At 46.4% G+C, this 15,288-nt stretch carries 13 protein-coding genes and 1 riboswitch; of the genes, 3 read left to right on the top strand and 10 right to left on the bottom strand.

Features of this window, described 5'->3' with window-relative positions:
• Nucleotides 1–337: 337 nt before the first annotated feature.
• The 3 genes from M3661_RS01115 to M3661_RS01105 form a co-directional block, all read right to left on the bottom strand.
• The gene (locus M3661_RS01115; protein ID WP_251481460.1) at nucleotides 338–1,294 is read right to left on the bottom strand and encodes a tetratricopeptide repeat protein; all 957 of its coding nucleotides are present in this window, start codon (nucleotides 1,292–1,294) and stop codon (nucleotides 338–340) included.
• Nucleotides 1,295–1,703: 409 nt separating this feature from the next.
• Nucleotides 1,704–2,999, bottom strand: coding sequence for an MFS transporter (locus M3661_RS01110; protein ID WP_021257278.1), 1,296 nt, complete (start codon nucleotides 2,997–2,999; stop codon nucleotides 1,704–1,706).
• Nucleotides 3,000–3,283: 284 nt separating this feature from the next.
• A complete protein-coding gene (locus M3661_RS01105; protein ID WP_251481458.1) occupies nucleotides 3,284–4,669 on the bottom strand; it encodes a YjiH family protein in 1,386 nt (461 codons plus the stop codon).
• 281 nt (nucleotides 4,670–4,950) lie between these two features.
• Here M3661_RS01105 and M3661_RS01100 point away from each other — a divergent pair, with 281 nt between their 5' ends.
• The gene (locus tag M3661_RS01100) at nucleotides 4,951–5,244 is read left to right on the top strand and encodes a YciI family protein (protein WP_251481454.1); all 294 of its coding nucleotides are present in this window, start codon (nucleotides 4,951–4,953) and stop codon (nucleotides 5,242–5,244) included.
• Between the two features lie 80 nt (nucleotides 5,245–5,324).
• Here the strand turns inward: M3661_RS01100 and M3661_RS01095 are convergent, their stop codons facing one another.
• The 4 genes from M3661_RS01095 to M3661_RS01080 form a co-directional block, all read right to left on the bottom strand.
• On the bottom strand, nucleotides 5,325–5,537 hold the full coding sequence (locus tag M3661_RS01095) for a hypothetical protein (protein WP_021257275.1): 213 nt from the start codon (nucleotides 5,535–5,537) through the stop codon (nucleotides 5,325–5,327).
• 561 nt (nucleotides 5,538–6,098) lie between these two features.
• Nucleotides 6,099–6,731, bottom strand: coding sequence for a hypothetical protein (locus tag M3661_RS01090; protein ID WP_251481451.1), 633 nt, complete (start codon nucleotides 6,729–6,731; stop codon nucleotides 6,099–6,101).
• 601 nt (nucleotides 6,732–7,332) lie between these two features.
• The gene (locus M3661_RS01085) at nucleotides 7,333–8,085 is read right to left on the bottom strand and encodes a hypothetical protein (protein WP_251481448.1); all 753 of its coding nucleotides are present in this window, start codon (nucleotides 8,083–8,085) and stop codon (nucleotides 7,333–7,335) included.
• Between the two features lie 52 nt (nucleotides 8,086–8,137).
• Nucleotides 8,138–8,626 carry a helix-turn-helix domain-containing protein gene (locus tag M3661_RS01080; RefSeq protein WP_251481445.1) on the bottom strand — a complete coding sequence of 163 codons (489 nt, stop codon included), beginning with the start codon at nucleotides 8,624–8,626 and terminating at the stop codon, nucleotides 8,138–8,140.
• Nucleotides 8,627–9,061: 435 nt separating this feature from the next.
• On the opposite strand from M3661_RS01080, the gene M3661_RS01075 reads away from it, so the two are divergent.
• A complete protein-coding gene (locus M3661_RS01075; RefSeq protein WP_397376479.1) occupies nucleotides 9,062–9,943 on the top strand; it encodes an MgtC/SapB family protein in 882 nt (293 codons plus the stop codon).
• A 133-nt stretch (nucleotides 9,944–10,076) separates the two neighbouring features.
• Here M3661_RS01075 and M3661_RS01070 read toward each other — a convergent pair whose 3' ends face one another.
• The 3 genes from M3661_RS01070 to M3661_RS01060 all read right to left on the bottom strand — a co-directional run bounded on the left by M3661_RS01070 (nucleotide 10,077) and on the right by M3661_RS01060 (nucleotide 13,170).
• Nucleotides 10,077–10,790, bottom strand: coding sequence for an ABC transporter permease (locus tag M3661_RS01070; protein ID WP_251481442.1), 714 nt, complete (start codon nucleotides 10,788–10,790; stop codon nucleotides 10,077–10,079).
• A complete protein-coding gene (locus M3661_RS01065) occupies nucleotides 10,787–11,641 on the bottom strand; it encodes an ABC transporter ATP-binding protein (RefSeq protein ID WP_251481437.1) in 855 nt (284 codons plus the stop codon). Before M3661_RS01065 ends, M3661_RS01070 begins: the two co-directional genes overlap by 4 nt.
• Nucleotides 11,642–11,904: 263 nt before the next feature.
• The gene (locus M3661_RS01060) at nucleotides 11,905–13,170 is read right to left on the bottom strand and encodes a LytTR family transcriptional regulator DNA-binding domain-containing protein (RefSeq protein WP_251481433.1); all 1,266 of its coding nucleotides are present in this window, start codon (nucleotides 13,168–13,170) and stop codon (nucleotides 11,905–11,907) included.
• Nucleotides 13,171–13,484: 314 nt separating this feature from the next.
• A riboswitch (purine riboswitch) is annotated at nucleotides 13,485–13,583 on the top strand.
• A gap of 100 nt (nucleotides 13,584–13,683) precedes the next feature.
• Between M3661_RS01060 and M3661_RS01055 the strand changes: the two genes are divergently transcribed.
• Nucleotides 13,684–15,120 (top strand): NAD(P)/FAD-dependent oxidoreductase, encoded by a 1,437-nt coding sequence (locus M3661_RS01055; protein WP_251481430.1) that lies wholly within the window; start codon nucleotides 13,684–13,686, stop codon nucleotides 15,118–15,120.
• Nucleotides 15,121–15,288 lie beyond the last annotated feature (168 nt).

Below are 15,288 nucleotides of genomic sequence, written 5' to 3'. Positions count from 1 at the left end.
GTAAATGGTCGATTTTCATTTACGAACATTTTCCTATTTTATAAAGAGCATTGCAAGGGCAGTTGAGCAGTCGGCTAAGTGAGTTCAAAAGGGCTTGAGATGTGATAGAGCTGAATGGGAGAGTGAAGAGAAGGTGACGCTGTGGAGAAGCGCTGGGAGAGTGCTTACCGAGTCAAAGGGATATGAGGAAACGGGTTGCATTCGGACTGACGCTTCAAATCGAGCTGCTTGAGTTATGAGCTTGTACTGAAGTGTGGAGCGTTGTTCGGATGTTATCTTATGTGCTTAGATGATGGGATGGCATGCTGTCGAGATTTTGAGGAGAGTGGGGTGTCGTTCACGACACCCATAACTTGCCATATACTTTCCAATTTACGAATCCGCGGCTAATCCAATATGTCGATACATGAAGCACGATAAATGCGATAAGCAATGTTGGTTGAATAATTGCAAATGCAGCCCATAATATGACTAGAATCCATGGAGACAGCTTCTGCAGCATCTGCGCAGGCCACCATACGAAGCGGAACCAAGGGTGAGATTTCTGCAGGGCATCCATATATTCTACTCTTACCTGATTATCTTCAGGATTGAGACGTATGGCATCTTGCATGAATTGCATGGCGCGTTCGGGCTCACCGCGCTGATCCGCTGCCCAAGCAAGCTGCATAAGCGTGTAGGAATGTCTCTCCTGCCATGCTAATGCTTGGCGTTCTGCTTCTCGGGATTCTGGATAACGCTTCAATTGCGCCAGCACATAGCTATAGGTAGCGTAAGCAATGCCGGCAGGCTCGATATCAATGCTGCGTTCCAGCGACAGGAGCGCTTGATCCAGCGCGCCTTTGCGCAGCTGGTACTGTGCAAGCAGCAGATGAGGCGTAGGATCTTCCTCGGTTACCGCAGCAAGCTGCCTCGCAGCAGTCTCGAAGGCTGGCCATTCTTGACGCTCGTAATAGATGGACATGCGCACGCGCCAGGCGTCAGGCAGTCTTGTATCGCGTTTCAACGCTTCAGAGGCCCAATAGAGCGCTTGATCGGGTGCGACAGGCTTATGGACGACTGCTGTCAGCGCCATGACGGTCGGGTGCTCTGGATACTGCTGCTGCAGACGCATCGCTTCCTCCAATGCTTCTTTGTATCTCTGCTTCTGATATAATTCATTCACGTGATGAATCGCCTCTTGGAGACGGACTCTAGCCTCTACTTCCTCAGCTGTGGCTTGCTCTTCAGCGGTCTCACTCGGCTGTTCATTCACCGTGGCTTGTTCTCGTTCCTCATTGTCTACTTGTGGCATCCTCCATCACCTCCATGATGTACTCCATTGTTGTCTGTATTGTATTGCAAATCCATGATTGTTGAAATGATGGATTGACGTGTATACCTTATCAGTCCTCATCGTTATGTGTCCGGTTTCGGGTTCATTCCTTCACTTATCTATGGGAGGACATCGTCTCTTAGACTGCAATGAATGGCAATAATCCCTCAAGTGAAGTTGACAATATTGTAGACCTACATCGCGTCTGGGGCAAGGGGAAGCGGGCTTCCATTTTCTAATAATTATTTAATTCGATATGCTGTAGGGGAAGGTTCAAGGGTGAATTTGCACGAATAGCCGATGCTACCCAGCACCTGTTCGATCAAGTGCCGGATAGCATCGGGACATAAGAGGTGTGTTGTTGTTCATTGGAGCTGACAACGACATGCTACGATATTTCTTTTGCCCATTGATGGAGCGTGTTGTCGCTTGGCAGCATCCAAGTCAGGAGGCCGATTAAGGGGAGGAATCCACACACGATCATTACAGCTTCAATCCCCCATGTATCAATGAAATAACCAAGTGCCAATGCGCCAATCCCGCCCATTCCGAAGGCAAATCCCGTAATTAGCCCCGATACGGTTCCGATGTTGCCGGGATGCAGCAGCTGCGCGTATATGACGGTAACGGAGAAGCTGGATAGGAGGATGAATCCTGTAATCGCGAGCACAACACCGGCCCAGAACAGCGGCAGATAAGGCAGTACAAGGGCAAGGGGAGCTGTGCCGAGCATCGATGCTAGAATGAGATTGCGTCTTCCAAAACGATCAGCAAGCGGGCCACCGAAGAATGTTCCCACTGCCCCTGCTCCGAGGAATAAGAAAATATAAATTTGCGCATCATCGAGCGTCAAATGATAGGCTTCCATCAAGTAAAACGAATAATAGCTGCCAATGGCGGCAGTGTACCAAGAACGCGCGAAGACGAGTACAACTAAAATAATCGTAGCGGATTGAATACGGCTGCGCTTCGATGGATCCATCGTGCGTGCCTGGTGCCGCTTCTTGAATGCATAGCCGCTATCGAGCATCGCTCGATACCAGCGTGCAATATAGGTTTGTACCGCGATACCTGCCCCTGCAACGAATGTAAATACGAGCGCGCCTGATTGCCCGAAGGGGATGAATATCCACTTGGTCAGCATCGGTGCAAGGGATTGCCCTGCATTGCCGCCAACTTGGAAGATGGATTGGGCCAGCCCTTTGCGGGCGCCGGCAGCCATATGGGCTACTCTCATCCCTTCTGGATGGAAGGCGGCTGATCCGAAGCCGACGAGCACAACGGCAAGCAGCACCAGAATATAATTCGGTGCATAGGCAAGCAGCAATACACCAGCGAAGGTGAAGCACATGCCAATTGGGAGCAGTGCAGGTGTTGGTCTGCGATCCGCAGCATACCCAACCACAGGCTGAAGCAGGGAGGCAGTCACGTTAATCGCAAAGGAGATCCAACCGATCTGGGCGTATGTAAGATTCATCGATGACTTGAGGATAGGGAAGATTGCTGGAATAACAGCCTGAATCGAGTCGTTGAATAAGTGTACGAAGCTGATCGCAAGCAGAATACGGAATATGGTGTCCGCTTGAAGATGTGCTTTTGGCTCCAAGCTTGGGGACTCCGTTCGTGACGGCGAATGTCCCTGCGAGGATGCTGCAATAGATGATGAAGATGATTTGTTGTCCATGGAAGAACTCCTTTCCTAAGGCGAATCCATAGCAGAGCAGTGATCGACATTGGAAATCAGGCGAAAGAGCTGCCTTGTCGGCTCAGCCGGTGGTTCATAATTCTAATGAGATGAAGTTTCAAGGGTGAGAGGAAATCTATTTCTAAGGTGAACGATTGTCATAAGGATGGAATGATGTAACGATAATCGTTTTTGATCATTGTTGCAATATAGAAAATGGCCCTGATCTTGGAGAAAATTAGAAAATATCTCGCAAGACAGGGCCATATCTTAGATTTTCACAATCAGAACAGTAGATGTGCAGCGATTGCGATAATCGGCAGTGTAATTAAGGTGCGGAGCAGGAAAATAATAAATAGATCCTTCATATTAACAGGCAGCTTGGAGCCTAACAGCAATCCACCTACCTCAGACATATAGATGAGCTGCGTGACGGATAGAGCGGCAATGACGAACCTGGTCATCTCACTTTCGATGCCGGAACCCAGCACCGTAGGCAGAAACATGTCCGCGAATCCAACCAATATCGTCTGCGAAGCCGCTGCTGCTTCGGGGAGTCCCAGCAGCTGCAAAATCGGGATGAACGGTGCGCCGAGCCATTGGAAGATTGGGGTATACTCTGCAATGGCTACGGCGATGGTGCCGATGGCCATAACAACGGGAATTACGCCAATCCATAGGTCAATCGTATTTTTACAGCCTTCCCGCATGAAGGAACCGGCTCCTTCATGTTGTCGTGCCTTGCTTACCGCTTGACGAAGTCCCCATTGCCAAGGGCTCCATGCAGATGGGATCGATTCATCCTCTGCTGGGGTTGCGCCTGGCGCATACGTGTCTGGCTTGCGCGACAACGGCGGTATGCGCGGCATAATGATGGCTGCGATCATGCCAGCTAATGTGACCGTCACATAGAACGGAAGAAACATATGCGCCAGGTTCACGTTGCTTAAAACGATGAAGCTGAAAGTTATAGATACAGCTGTGAATGTTGTGCCGATTACGGCAGCTTCACGCTTCGTATAGTACCCAGCCTCGTACTGTTTGCTTGTCATCATGACTCCGATTGTACCGTCGCCAAGCCATGATGCCATGCAGTTGATGGAGGAGCGGCCCGGCAAGGTGAAGATAGGCCGCATAATCTTGGTCATAAGCGTACCGAAAAATTCAAGCAGTCCGAAATCAACCAATAGCGGCAGGAGCAGGCCAGCGAGCATAAATACGACGAACAAGCCTGGAATCAAGCTCGTAAGCAGCATGCCTCCAGTATGCTCCGACCATATCCATTCAGGTCCAATCTGGAAATAGGTGATGATGGCAAATATCATGCCCACCGTCCGTGCGGCGAACCAGAAGGGAGAGATGGCGAACAGTGCCTTCCATAACGGCAGTTGCAGCAGATTAGCCGGCTTCCGCAAGTAAGTATAAGCCGTCCCCAGCCACGCCAATACAATGATGACTGTGGCGGCAAGCGGGAGCCACGGCGCAAGCCATTGTCCGATGAGCTTGGCCAGAAATGCAATAGGTACGGTCACTTCACCATTCCATGGAATCGGAATGACGAAGAGAAGCAATCCGAGCAAGGATGGAATTGCGAAATGCAGCAGTCCACCCATATTCAATTGCTGGGAATGCAAGGGATCTTGCTGATTGTTGTCTTTCTTAGCTATCATGTATAAATAAGTCTCCTTGGAGTGCGGTATATTTATGCAACATCGTTTACTTTAATACAAATAGAGTTGAATTCCAAGAGTTGAATGGTTAGCAAAAAGTGACAATAAAATAAGGTGCAGCACACCTGTATTTTCTATGTTTTGATAATCTCTTCTAAGTCATTCATTGCGAGGTGTATCTAGGAGTCAACAGAGCAGTTCTTGACTTCATTCGGTTCGTGCGAAATACTTGATGCATCGGCTGCTTCTGTGTATGAAGCAGATCAGGGAGGAGTACAAGCATGTATGTTGTAGAGCTAAGCTATACGAAGCCGATGAGCGATGTGGATGTACATTTGGATGCCCATCGTGCTTTTTTGGACGAGCATTATTCGAGAGGTGTATTTCTGCTATCCGGGCCGAAGGAGCCTCGTACAGGCGGAATTATCGTCGTTGATGCGCAGACAGAGGAGGAAGCTCGCTCTTATATCGAGCAGGATCCTTTCTTTGTACATCACGTGGCGGAATATCATTATATTGCCTTCCGTCCTACGAAGGCAGATCCGAGCCTGCAAGCGCGCTTATTTCAGAAATAAGGCGGTTAAGCAGGGCTGATAACACTAAAAAAGCGAGACCGTTCGCCGTGTTCGGCAGTCTCGCTTCATTTATGTACAGCTTATCCTTCTGCATGCTGTGTGCTAACTTGTCTCTGATACGTCTTCCACATGGCCTCACCGGTACATAAGCCAACAGCCACGAATGTACCCAGATTATTAGTAAGATGACCCAAAACCGCACCTAATGCGATTCCGGAATATAACCAAAATGCTCTCTTCGATTTCAATGCGCTCCAAGTCCAAGTGTTCTTTTCATTTTGCTTCTTCATCATTTGTTTCAACGTCCCCTCGATTGATTTGATACCCTTATTCTATAGGCATCTATACGTCCATTCCTTATATTCCGGTTGAAAAGTACCTTTTGTCGGTTAAAAGGCGCAATAGGAGGGGGGAATGGAAACATATTTGAAATAACGAACAGCGGAGCAGTAGAGCAGAAGCGCTGAGCTGCATAGGCTATAGTAAAAGCACGAGCTGCAGGTATTCCGTATAATTATCGCCAGGAAGGCGACGAGTTCATTACACGAGTTAATCCGGATAGATCCACGGCCAAGATCATGCTCGATGAAAACTGCCGTGAATATCAAGTAGATTAAGCCAAGTTGATTTCTTGCTACGACTACGCTATGCTATCGATAAAGACGGGAATTACGGCTGCAGGACGAATCGGAGCCGTAATTGCAAGAAGCCCAAGGATTAAAATACCTGGGCTTCTTTGCGCCGTAGCACACCGGTTGAAAAACTTTTTTTCAAAACACATTTGTAATACATTATTGCAAACAAATTTAACGGCGTGTATTACATTTGTATTACTCCGTCTCGAAAGAATCTAGCTAAGCTTGACTTGGCATATCCTTTGTGTCAGTTTTTTCCCAAGTAGTCTCAACTTTAACTCCAATAGGGACACCAAAAATGTCTGCTCCTACTAAATACGTACCATCAACAATAAGGTGAGCAGTATCACCACTTACCCACGATCTATCTTTTAATTGAGTATAGGAAAGTCCAATTTGGATGCCAGTTAAATAAGAGCTAACATCATAAATTCTGCTCATGTACCCATTACCTTTTCTATCAAAACTGACATCATACTTATACTCGATGTTTTTCCAAGAAAACGTTCCTCCCAATAAAGCTGCATACCATTTGACATGTCCAGTATATAATGGAGATGACCCCAAAGTATTAAAGTCTTCATTTGTTTGTTCAGATTTTAAAATATCAATAAATGCTTCGAGTTCTTCCACGGAATTGAATTTCATTCTTTCCGAAGAATCAGTAGAGTTTAAGGATTCTGAATCAGGAAAGAAAATTTCAACATCGCCGTCATACTTTTCTTCAATAGCCTTCAATTGCTCTTTCTGGTCGAACGTTAAAACGTTTTTCCCTTCTTCCGCAAACGCAGAACTTGCCAGTGAAAAAATCAGAACTAGTGAAAAAAACAATGAAGTAAGTTTTTTAGACATGTAATACCCTCCTAATTTTTTTGTTTTATATGTAAATTTCAATGGTGTGTGAGATAAATTTCTAATTAAGGAGATTGTAGAATGCGGAATAGTAAATTTATTTTAGTTGTTAGCTTGATCTTGCCTTTTCTTTTATTACTAATTGAAAATAATGGAAAACAATTGGGGTTTCCGGTTCCCTTTGTTTTTTATGGTCCAAAGGAGCCGTTAAGTCATGCAAGTGAAGTTTTTTTATGGAGAAATGCAGTAGAATGTTCATGGAGGCTTGATTTATATGCGGTAAATGTCTTTATCGTGTATTGCATTCTACTTTTAGTACGATATACAGTTAAACAGGTGTTAGGTCGCCTACGCTAAAATGCGCAAATTTATCCACTCGATACTTACCATCCCATCACTATTTGTTCCTTATATTTACAAACAAGTATACAATGGGTTGTTGGTTTTTGAATAAATCCAATAAAAGGCAACTAAAAAAGAAAAAAGAGCACTTTCGAGTGCTCTTACCATGGATGTGTCCCTCCAACATTCCCCGACAACTGGATCATCTCAATGAGGACAGAGCAAAAGAGACTGCTGTATAGCATTGCCTTTAAACGTTTCATATGAACCCCTCCAATTTATGTTCTTTAGCTGCGCTGCGTTTGTAATACGTCTTCATTTTTTCTAAGGTGCGAATAGACAGGGTAACGTTTTGTTGCAGGTGACTACACACGATTTGATTGATGCATTCTTTTTCTTGATCCGTATCATTCACTCTCGAGAAATGGAACGCACCTTCCAGGCATTCGGATATTCCTTGATCAAGGTCGCCAATGGTAATAAAGTATTCAGCTCGGTGATAATAATATTCGGCTAGCTGCGAGATGATGTTGGGGTTATTTGTGCTGATGGATTGTAGACATATTGGGTATGCAAGCAATTGTTCCGCTTTATCTAATTGGTTGTCCTGCAAATATAATAACATTAATTGATTAATAGCATGAAGAGCATCATCCTGATTGCACGTTTCCAGAAAGGAAGTAAGCTGTTCGATGGAAACAGCAGAGTTTCCTTTTTTGGCGTTTAGCAATGCTCCCATAAGGACTGAATTTACCTTGATGTGGGGGTAATTATATTGCGTGTAAAGATGTGAGTAGTATTCAGACTTATCATAGTCCTCAATATAGAAATATGAATCCTGCAATACGCCAAGTGCATTGATGTAATACCAATTGTCTGCATCTGCTTCTTGAAGAACATGAAGACTGAGATCAATGCTTTGCCGGTATAAAAATAAATTGAACGCATGAACAGCCAATTTGTAGTACAAAGTGATTCTATCTTCGATGCCTAAGAAGTTCGCATATTGCACAATATGCTTACCGCTTTCATAAACGTTCCGAAGTCGGGTAAAATCGTCTCGTTCAATCAGGTAGACCTGATATAACCCTCTCGCTAAGAATGGCATAATGCCATGGTCGCGAGAATAGTCTACGATTCAGTTGATACAGAGTCAATCGCATCGTCTTCAGTTCCACAGTGGTGCTGAAGTCATGTAACTGTTCGACTAGAGTGTAGCTATCGTCGCTTGTCGATGCCAGAAATGCGGCTCCAACGGTACGCACAAGCGCGGCGTTCTCCCCCTGTTGGAGCACATCTTTCAGCACACGTAGGAGGGGTTCTGCCCGCCTCTCAACAGTGACGTATAGTTCGATGAACTCTTTTAACGGAACGTTCAACGCACGGGCCAGCGGCTGGATAGTCGCATATTCGGGTCGCCTGACCTCGCCGTTTTCGATTTTGGATATGGTAGCTTTATGTATACCTGTCAATGTTGTTAATTGGGACAACGCCATGCCTTGCTTGTGTCTGTACGTGTGGATGAGTTCACCTATGGACAATATTTGTACCATCCAATAAGACACCTTCTCTCATTTTTCGATAATTTATGATCAATATTATTCTAACATGGGAGAAACAGGAATTTAATAGACGAGAAAATACGCAACAATAGGACTGCGAATGTATGAACCGCTTCATAGCTTCAAGTGTCATGTTATCGAATGAAGAATAATAAACGATTCGTTCTACTTTGGAGACAAGCGCATATAATCCAGATTATATACTCGATTTTTCCGCCTTACTTATATGGAGCAGGAACTCTAAGGTTTATTCGAAGAGACGATGATGTTCAACATGGATATTGCTTGAGAAGCTGCATCCAGATGTAGTGCGGGGGTGAGAGGAGTTAACAGATCCCTTATAGGAAGCGCTTACAAAAAATAATATTAATGTGCCCATACTCATACTCCACTATTTGATCTGCGGTTGGAACAGGGCATCTACGAATGAGGCTGATACGAATTATGGAATTAGGCGTTCATCCAGAAGTATGGCAAATCGGCATGCTGGAGCTTACCCTGCGTGTCATTATTGCCGTTGTGTTGGGCGGTGCAATCGGATTGGAGCGCGAATTTGGGGAGCATGCGGCTGGATTCCGTACGCATATTCTCGTTTGTCTTGGTTCTGCGCTCATTATGATGTTGTCGAGCTATGGCTTTTCAAGCTTTATTTATGAAACGAATGTACGCATGGATCCTGCCCGGCTAGCAGCTCAAGTGATTAGTGGGATCGGATTTCTTGGTGCGGGAACGATACTTAGGACGGGCATGACCGTATCAGGACTGACGACTGCAGCCTCTTTATGGGTAGTTGCCGCGATAGGCTTGGCGGTTGGAGCAGGCTTCTACTACGGAGCGCTACTGACCGCATTTACAGCATTCTTCAGCTTATTCATGTTGAATAAGCTGGAGAAGAAGTTCTCGCGCTTCTCGAAATCTGCTTCCGTAAGACAGCTTGCACTTGTTATTGCGGACGGACCGCGCCATATCGGGAAGGTTCTATTTATTCTGAAGGAACAGAACATTGCCATATCGGACATTTCCATTGAACCTGTGGAACGAGGATTAGAGGCTAGAGCAACGGTCTATCCACTAGTAGAGGACTCAAGTGAACTAGATAGCCATTGCTGTGTGCTGCTGCAGGTAACATTGAAATGCCGTACATGGCATATCGATAAGCTGCTGGAGAAGCTGCTTTCTGAGCCGTGCGTGAGGGCTGTGAAGCATTTTGGCATCGATGAATCGACCGCGGAGAAGAGCAGATGGGGTCTTAGTGACTTGTTCGAACGCAAACAGGAGGGTCAATCTGTAGAAGAGCAATCCAAGTAATACCTGCATTACACAAAGACAGCACAGCCGAGAGCGTGTACTCTTCCAGGGCTGTGCTGTTCGTGTTGCAGCTTGAGTAGAAAGCCGCCGTATATTTCTCGGGAAATAATGGTGTTCCTGTCGGACAAGCTCATTATGCGTCGTAACGCTTGCTGCGATATACAATCAATGTAATGATAATCGCTGCAGCCATCCAGATGGAGATGATGCCAGTATGGATTAAAATGGATGATACTCCTTGTCCATCCCATAGTTTCTCGGCTGCTGCTGACAATTGAGATGTTGGCAAGTAATCCACAATCGTATTTACCAGGGTGCTATTAAAGATAGACTTGAACATTGGCCCCATCAAGAAGACGATCATCAGCGGCATACCTACAAAAGAAGTTTCCATCATCGTACGGGAAAGCAAACCGGTAAGAGTTCCGAATGCTACATACATGATCAGACTTGGTACAATCAGCATAACAAGACCGACAAGCGGAAGAGCTGGTGTATTTGCAATCAGAAATGTTGCGACAAGCGCACATACGGTTAAGAATACGGAGATTGCGCTCTTGCCCAGCAATACTTCGATCGGCTTGGCAGGGGACAGCATCAGTACGCGCAGCGTATGCTTCTCCTTCTCTTCCGCAACGATCATAGATTGAACAAATAAACAGGTCATGAGCAGCGCCATATTAACTGGCATCATGAGAAGAGTGGCGCCATCACTGGCTTCTCCTTTGCTGAACATAAAAGCGAAAATAAGCGGCAAAGCGGCAGTGATTAAAAGCATTTGATTCTTCAGAGCGTCTTTCCATTCCTTCTGAATCATTGCAGATACACGATTTATCGAAAATGTCATTGTAATACGCCTCCAGTCACTTTAATGAAAATATCGCTTAATGTCGGTTCGTTCGAATGGATCGATACTAGCTTGCCGGAAGTCATCCAGTCATGAATGCGCTTGGCTCCACTCTCGTCGCGCTCAACGGTGTGGGTTCCATCTGTTGTAACAACCGTAATGCCATGATCCATATGGGCTAGCCGCAGCTGCTGAGGTGTATCCATGGCAGCAATGCATCCATTATGGAGGAATGCAATGCGATCGCACAGCGATTCTGCTTCTTCCATGTCATGTGTCGTCAGGAAAATGGTTGTGCCCATGCGGTTAAGTTCGCGTAAAGCCTCATGAATTCGTTTCGTATTTGTTGGATCAAGAGCAGATGTCGGTTCATCTAAGAACAAAATATCGGGCTTATGGAGCAAGGCGCGTGCGAGTGTTACCCGCTGCTTCATCCCTTTGGACAACTGTTTAACAGCCGTTTTGCGTTCATTCGTTAAGTTAACCTGCTCCAGCGCTTCCTGTACTCGGCTCGTTGGCACATTATACAGCTTGCAGAACAATACAAGGTTGTCTTCAATGGTGAGCCGATCGTACAAGGTACTGTTATCCGTTAATATGCCGATGCGAGACAGATGCTGCTGGCGTTCCGAATCCTTCATCTTTGCGATGTCTACGCCAAATATGCGGGCTGTGCCTGACGTAGGAAGCAGTTGACCAGTCAGTATCTTAACGGTTGTCGTCTTGCCGGAGCCGCTAGGTCCCAGAAATCCGAAGATTTCACCGCGTTCAATTGTGAAGTCAATTGGCTTGATGGCTTGCTTATTGCCGAATGTCTTGGTCATTGCTCTCACTTCGATAATTGGTTCCATGTGAGTCACCCTCGCTTTATATAAATGATATTGTGTACGATGTGAATGCCGGTGCCGCTATTATTCGCTTGCGGCTGAGTCGGCTCATTGCCGCGTTGCCGTCCCTGTCGACATCCTTATCGTATCGCAAAAGGGTGATCATCACCTCAAAAACCCCGCGAATAGAGTGCTCCAGAGGTTGAATGGAGCATTTCGCGGGGGGAATGGAACCAATGAGAGAGTGGATAATACAGCTTTTTCTGATGAATGGCGCAGATGATGAATTATCCGATCCCCATAATGGCCTTCATTTCTTCATATTTATTCTTGGAGAGTGGTACCTTGCTCTTATTCTCATCATCGAGCACAAGGCTGTAGCTGTTGCGCGACCAAATAATGACCTCGCGTACACGCTGCAGGTTGACCAAGTAAGAACGGTGGCAGCGGAAAAATCCGAATGCCTTAAGCTTACGCTCCAGTTCCGTCAGCGTCATTGTACAGGGGAGGGAACCCGAATGCATATGAAGCTGGGAAGCCCCGTCTTGGCTTTCAATATAATTCAGTTCCAGTGGATCGATAAGCACGATTTTGTCTTCGATGCGCGCTGGAATCTTATCGAAGCTGATTTGAGGGACGAAGCGTTGTCCAGCTCCAGCTGAAGCGGATTCAGGCTCATCCTCTTCGTTCTCAGCTGCTTGTATTGTGGACTTCTTGTCCTTGGTTGATGGCTGGCTGCTAACATCTTCATTCAGAGACTCCGTCGTTCCGGTGCCTTCTTGTCCACCATCTTCGGCTTCCGCCACGAACACCTGCTCTTCAGCATCGCTTGTATGCCCATGCGCTTCTAATATCTCGACTTCCTGAAGTGTTCCTGTTACAGGCACCTCATCCTCAATGACAACGGACTTGAAGCCCGATGGTGTTAAGCGAACGACATGATTGGTCATCGTAAGCGCGCTTTCTAAGGAAGGCACGGTCATGAAGATTGAAGCGCCTTCTTCGCACATGGTGTTGATCCATTGCCGAAGCAGGTAGCTGCTCTCCAAGTCCATATGGAATTCGGGATCCTCGATGACGATTAGTTCCGGGCGATGAGCGGCGGCTCTCGCCAAGTGGAATCGGCGCTGCTCAGATAACGTACATTTGCCAAGCGGCGTATTCACGCACTCATGCAGACCGGTTAGCTTCAATAGCTGCTCAAGTCGATCTTTATGGTAGGCTCCATACATCTTCATATAGAAGATAAGGGCATCCTTCGGTGTTAATCGCTCGTAGAGGGGATCGCCCTGCCGAATCCAGCCGATCTTGGTGGCGAGTGAGGCAGAGGAGAGTGGCACTCCACGCCAGGTTACACTGCCGGCAGAGGGCTTAGCGCGATTCATAAGCAAATCGATAATTAACTGTCCCGTAATATGGTTGCTTTGCACTGCAATGCATTGTCCGGGATGTATTTGTACGCTCAGCGCATCTAAAAGTGTGGAATTGCCCTTCGTCACATATAACTTATCAATAATAAGTCCTTCCCCGTAGGGGGGTTCCTGCGTGTTCATACGCGAACCTCCAATCCGTATGCCCATTCATTGGTGTGAGTTAGATCATATAGGTAAATGATATATCGAGAACCTAGATTTGGGTAGATGCTAACCTGACTAACGATGTATTTACTCTTCTATGGTAAGAAACTCCTCAAAGAGGATACGTATTAATGTTCGGATTTTACCTTTTTAACTATCTACTATAATGGATTGAAATAATAATTAAAAATAATTCACGAACATTGGGCGCAAACGGCGTTGACTTGTTCGCCAAATTCCGATACAATAAGGTTGCTCCCACAGAAGTGGGTGGCAAGGATTGATTGGCCATTTTTTTTGTTTATCCTGTTCGTATATCCCAGAGATAAGGTCTAGGGGTCTCTACCAGGAGCCGTAAATTCCTGACTACGAGTAGGTATGCTTTGGCATACCTGAACGTAACGGGATATTTTTTTGCCCAAAATAGGTGCAGGCTCATCGGATAGAAGAGAAATAGACCGAGACATCGTGAGCATCGAGGAGGAAACAATGAGTAAATATGATGTAATTGTTGTAGGAGCAGGTCCGGCCGGTATTTTCACTTGTTATGAATTATCTTTGAAGGCACCGCAATTGAAGGTTTTGCTTGTAGATAAGGGACATGATATTTATCGCCGCAACTGTCCGATTTTGGAGGAGAAGATTCAGAAGTGTCCTCCAGCGGCAGGGAAGAAGGACTTTGCTGGCTGTCTTCCAGCTTGTTCGATTACGAACGGCTTCGGTGGAGCAGGGGCATATAGTGATGGGAAATTTAACGTAACTACAGAGTTCGGGGGTTGGCTGACAGATTTCTTGCCAGCTTCGCAAGTACTGGACTTGATTAAATATGTAGATGCAATCAACTTGGAGCACGGAGCGACGACGGACATTACCGATCCAACGACAGAAACGGTTCGCCGTATTGAGCAGCTTGGATATTCTGCTGGCTTGAAGCTGCTGCGCGCACAAGTTCGACATCTGGGCACTGAGCAGAACTTGGAGATTTTGAAATCCATTTATGAATATTTGAAGACTCGTATCGATATGGCCTATAAGACCGAAGTAGCGGATCTGATTACTGAGAAGCAGGATGGACGCCATATTGTGAAGGGGATTGAACTGAAGAGCGGCGAGAAGCATGAAGCGGATCAAGTGGTCATCGTACCAGGACGTGACGGTTCTGCGTGGCTGACGGAGATATTGAAGAAGCGCCGCTTGAAAATGTACAACAACCAAGTGGACGTTGGAGTGCGGGTAGAGACATCGGATATCGTCATGCGCGAAATCAACGAGCACCTGTATGAAGGGAAATTCGTGTTCAACACGTCTGTCGGCACACAAGTGCGTACCTTCTGCAGCAATCCATCCGGCCATGTCGTGGTTGAGAACCACAGTGGGATCATGTGTGCCAACGGGCACTCCTACAAGGATCCGAAGCTTGGCTCTGCGAATACGAACTTTGCATTGCTTGTCTCGCACAAGTTCACGGAACCGTTCGACAAGCCAAATGAGTACGCTCGTGAAATCTGCAAGCGTGCGAATGATTTGTCCGGAGGCGGGATTATCGTTCAGAAGTACGGGGATATCATTCGCGGCCGCCGCTCCACAGAGAAGCGCATTCAAGAGGGCTTCTTGGAGCCTACCTTGAAAGAAGCTGTTGCTGGAGATTTGGGTCTTGTGCTTCCGTATAATACGATGAAAAGTCTTATCGAAATGGTTGAAGCGCTTGATCGCGTAACACCAGGTATCGCTTCTGAGCACACGTTATTCTATGGGGTTGAGGCGAAATTCTACTCCGCTCGTCCGAAGCTGGATACGACATTGGAATCCGAAATTGATGGCTTGTACTGCGGTGGGGATGGCGCGGGCATTACACGTGGGCTCGCACAAGCGGGTGCTGCAGGTGTGCACATTGCACGGAGCATTGTTGCAAAGCGCGAGGCATAATTTCACATTGCAGGTCAACAACATATACAGCTTATGGCCAGTGAGTCGATCGTGAGACTTACTGGCTTTTTTGCGTAGATCGGTCATGCAGGGGGTTATACGCAAAATGGACAATATTTGAAAGATACTTTGTGATAAAATGCACAACATCGGAATTAGGGCTCCGTT

The organism is Paenibacillus sp. MER 180 (assembly GCF_023713665.1).
Lineage (GTDB): Bacteria > Bacillota > Bacilli > Paenibacillales > Paenibacillaceae > Paenibacillus_B > Paenibacillus_B suaedae.
Note: the sequence above shows the minus strand (reverse complement) of the source record. Positions and strands in the feature narration are given on the sequence as shown.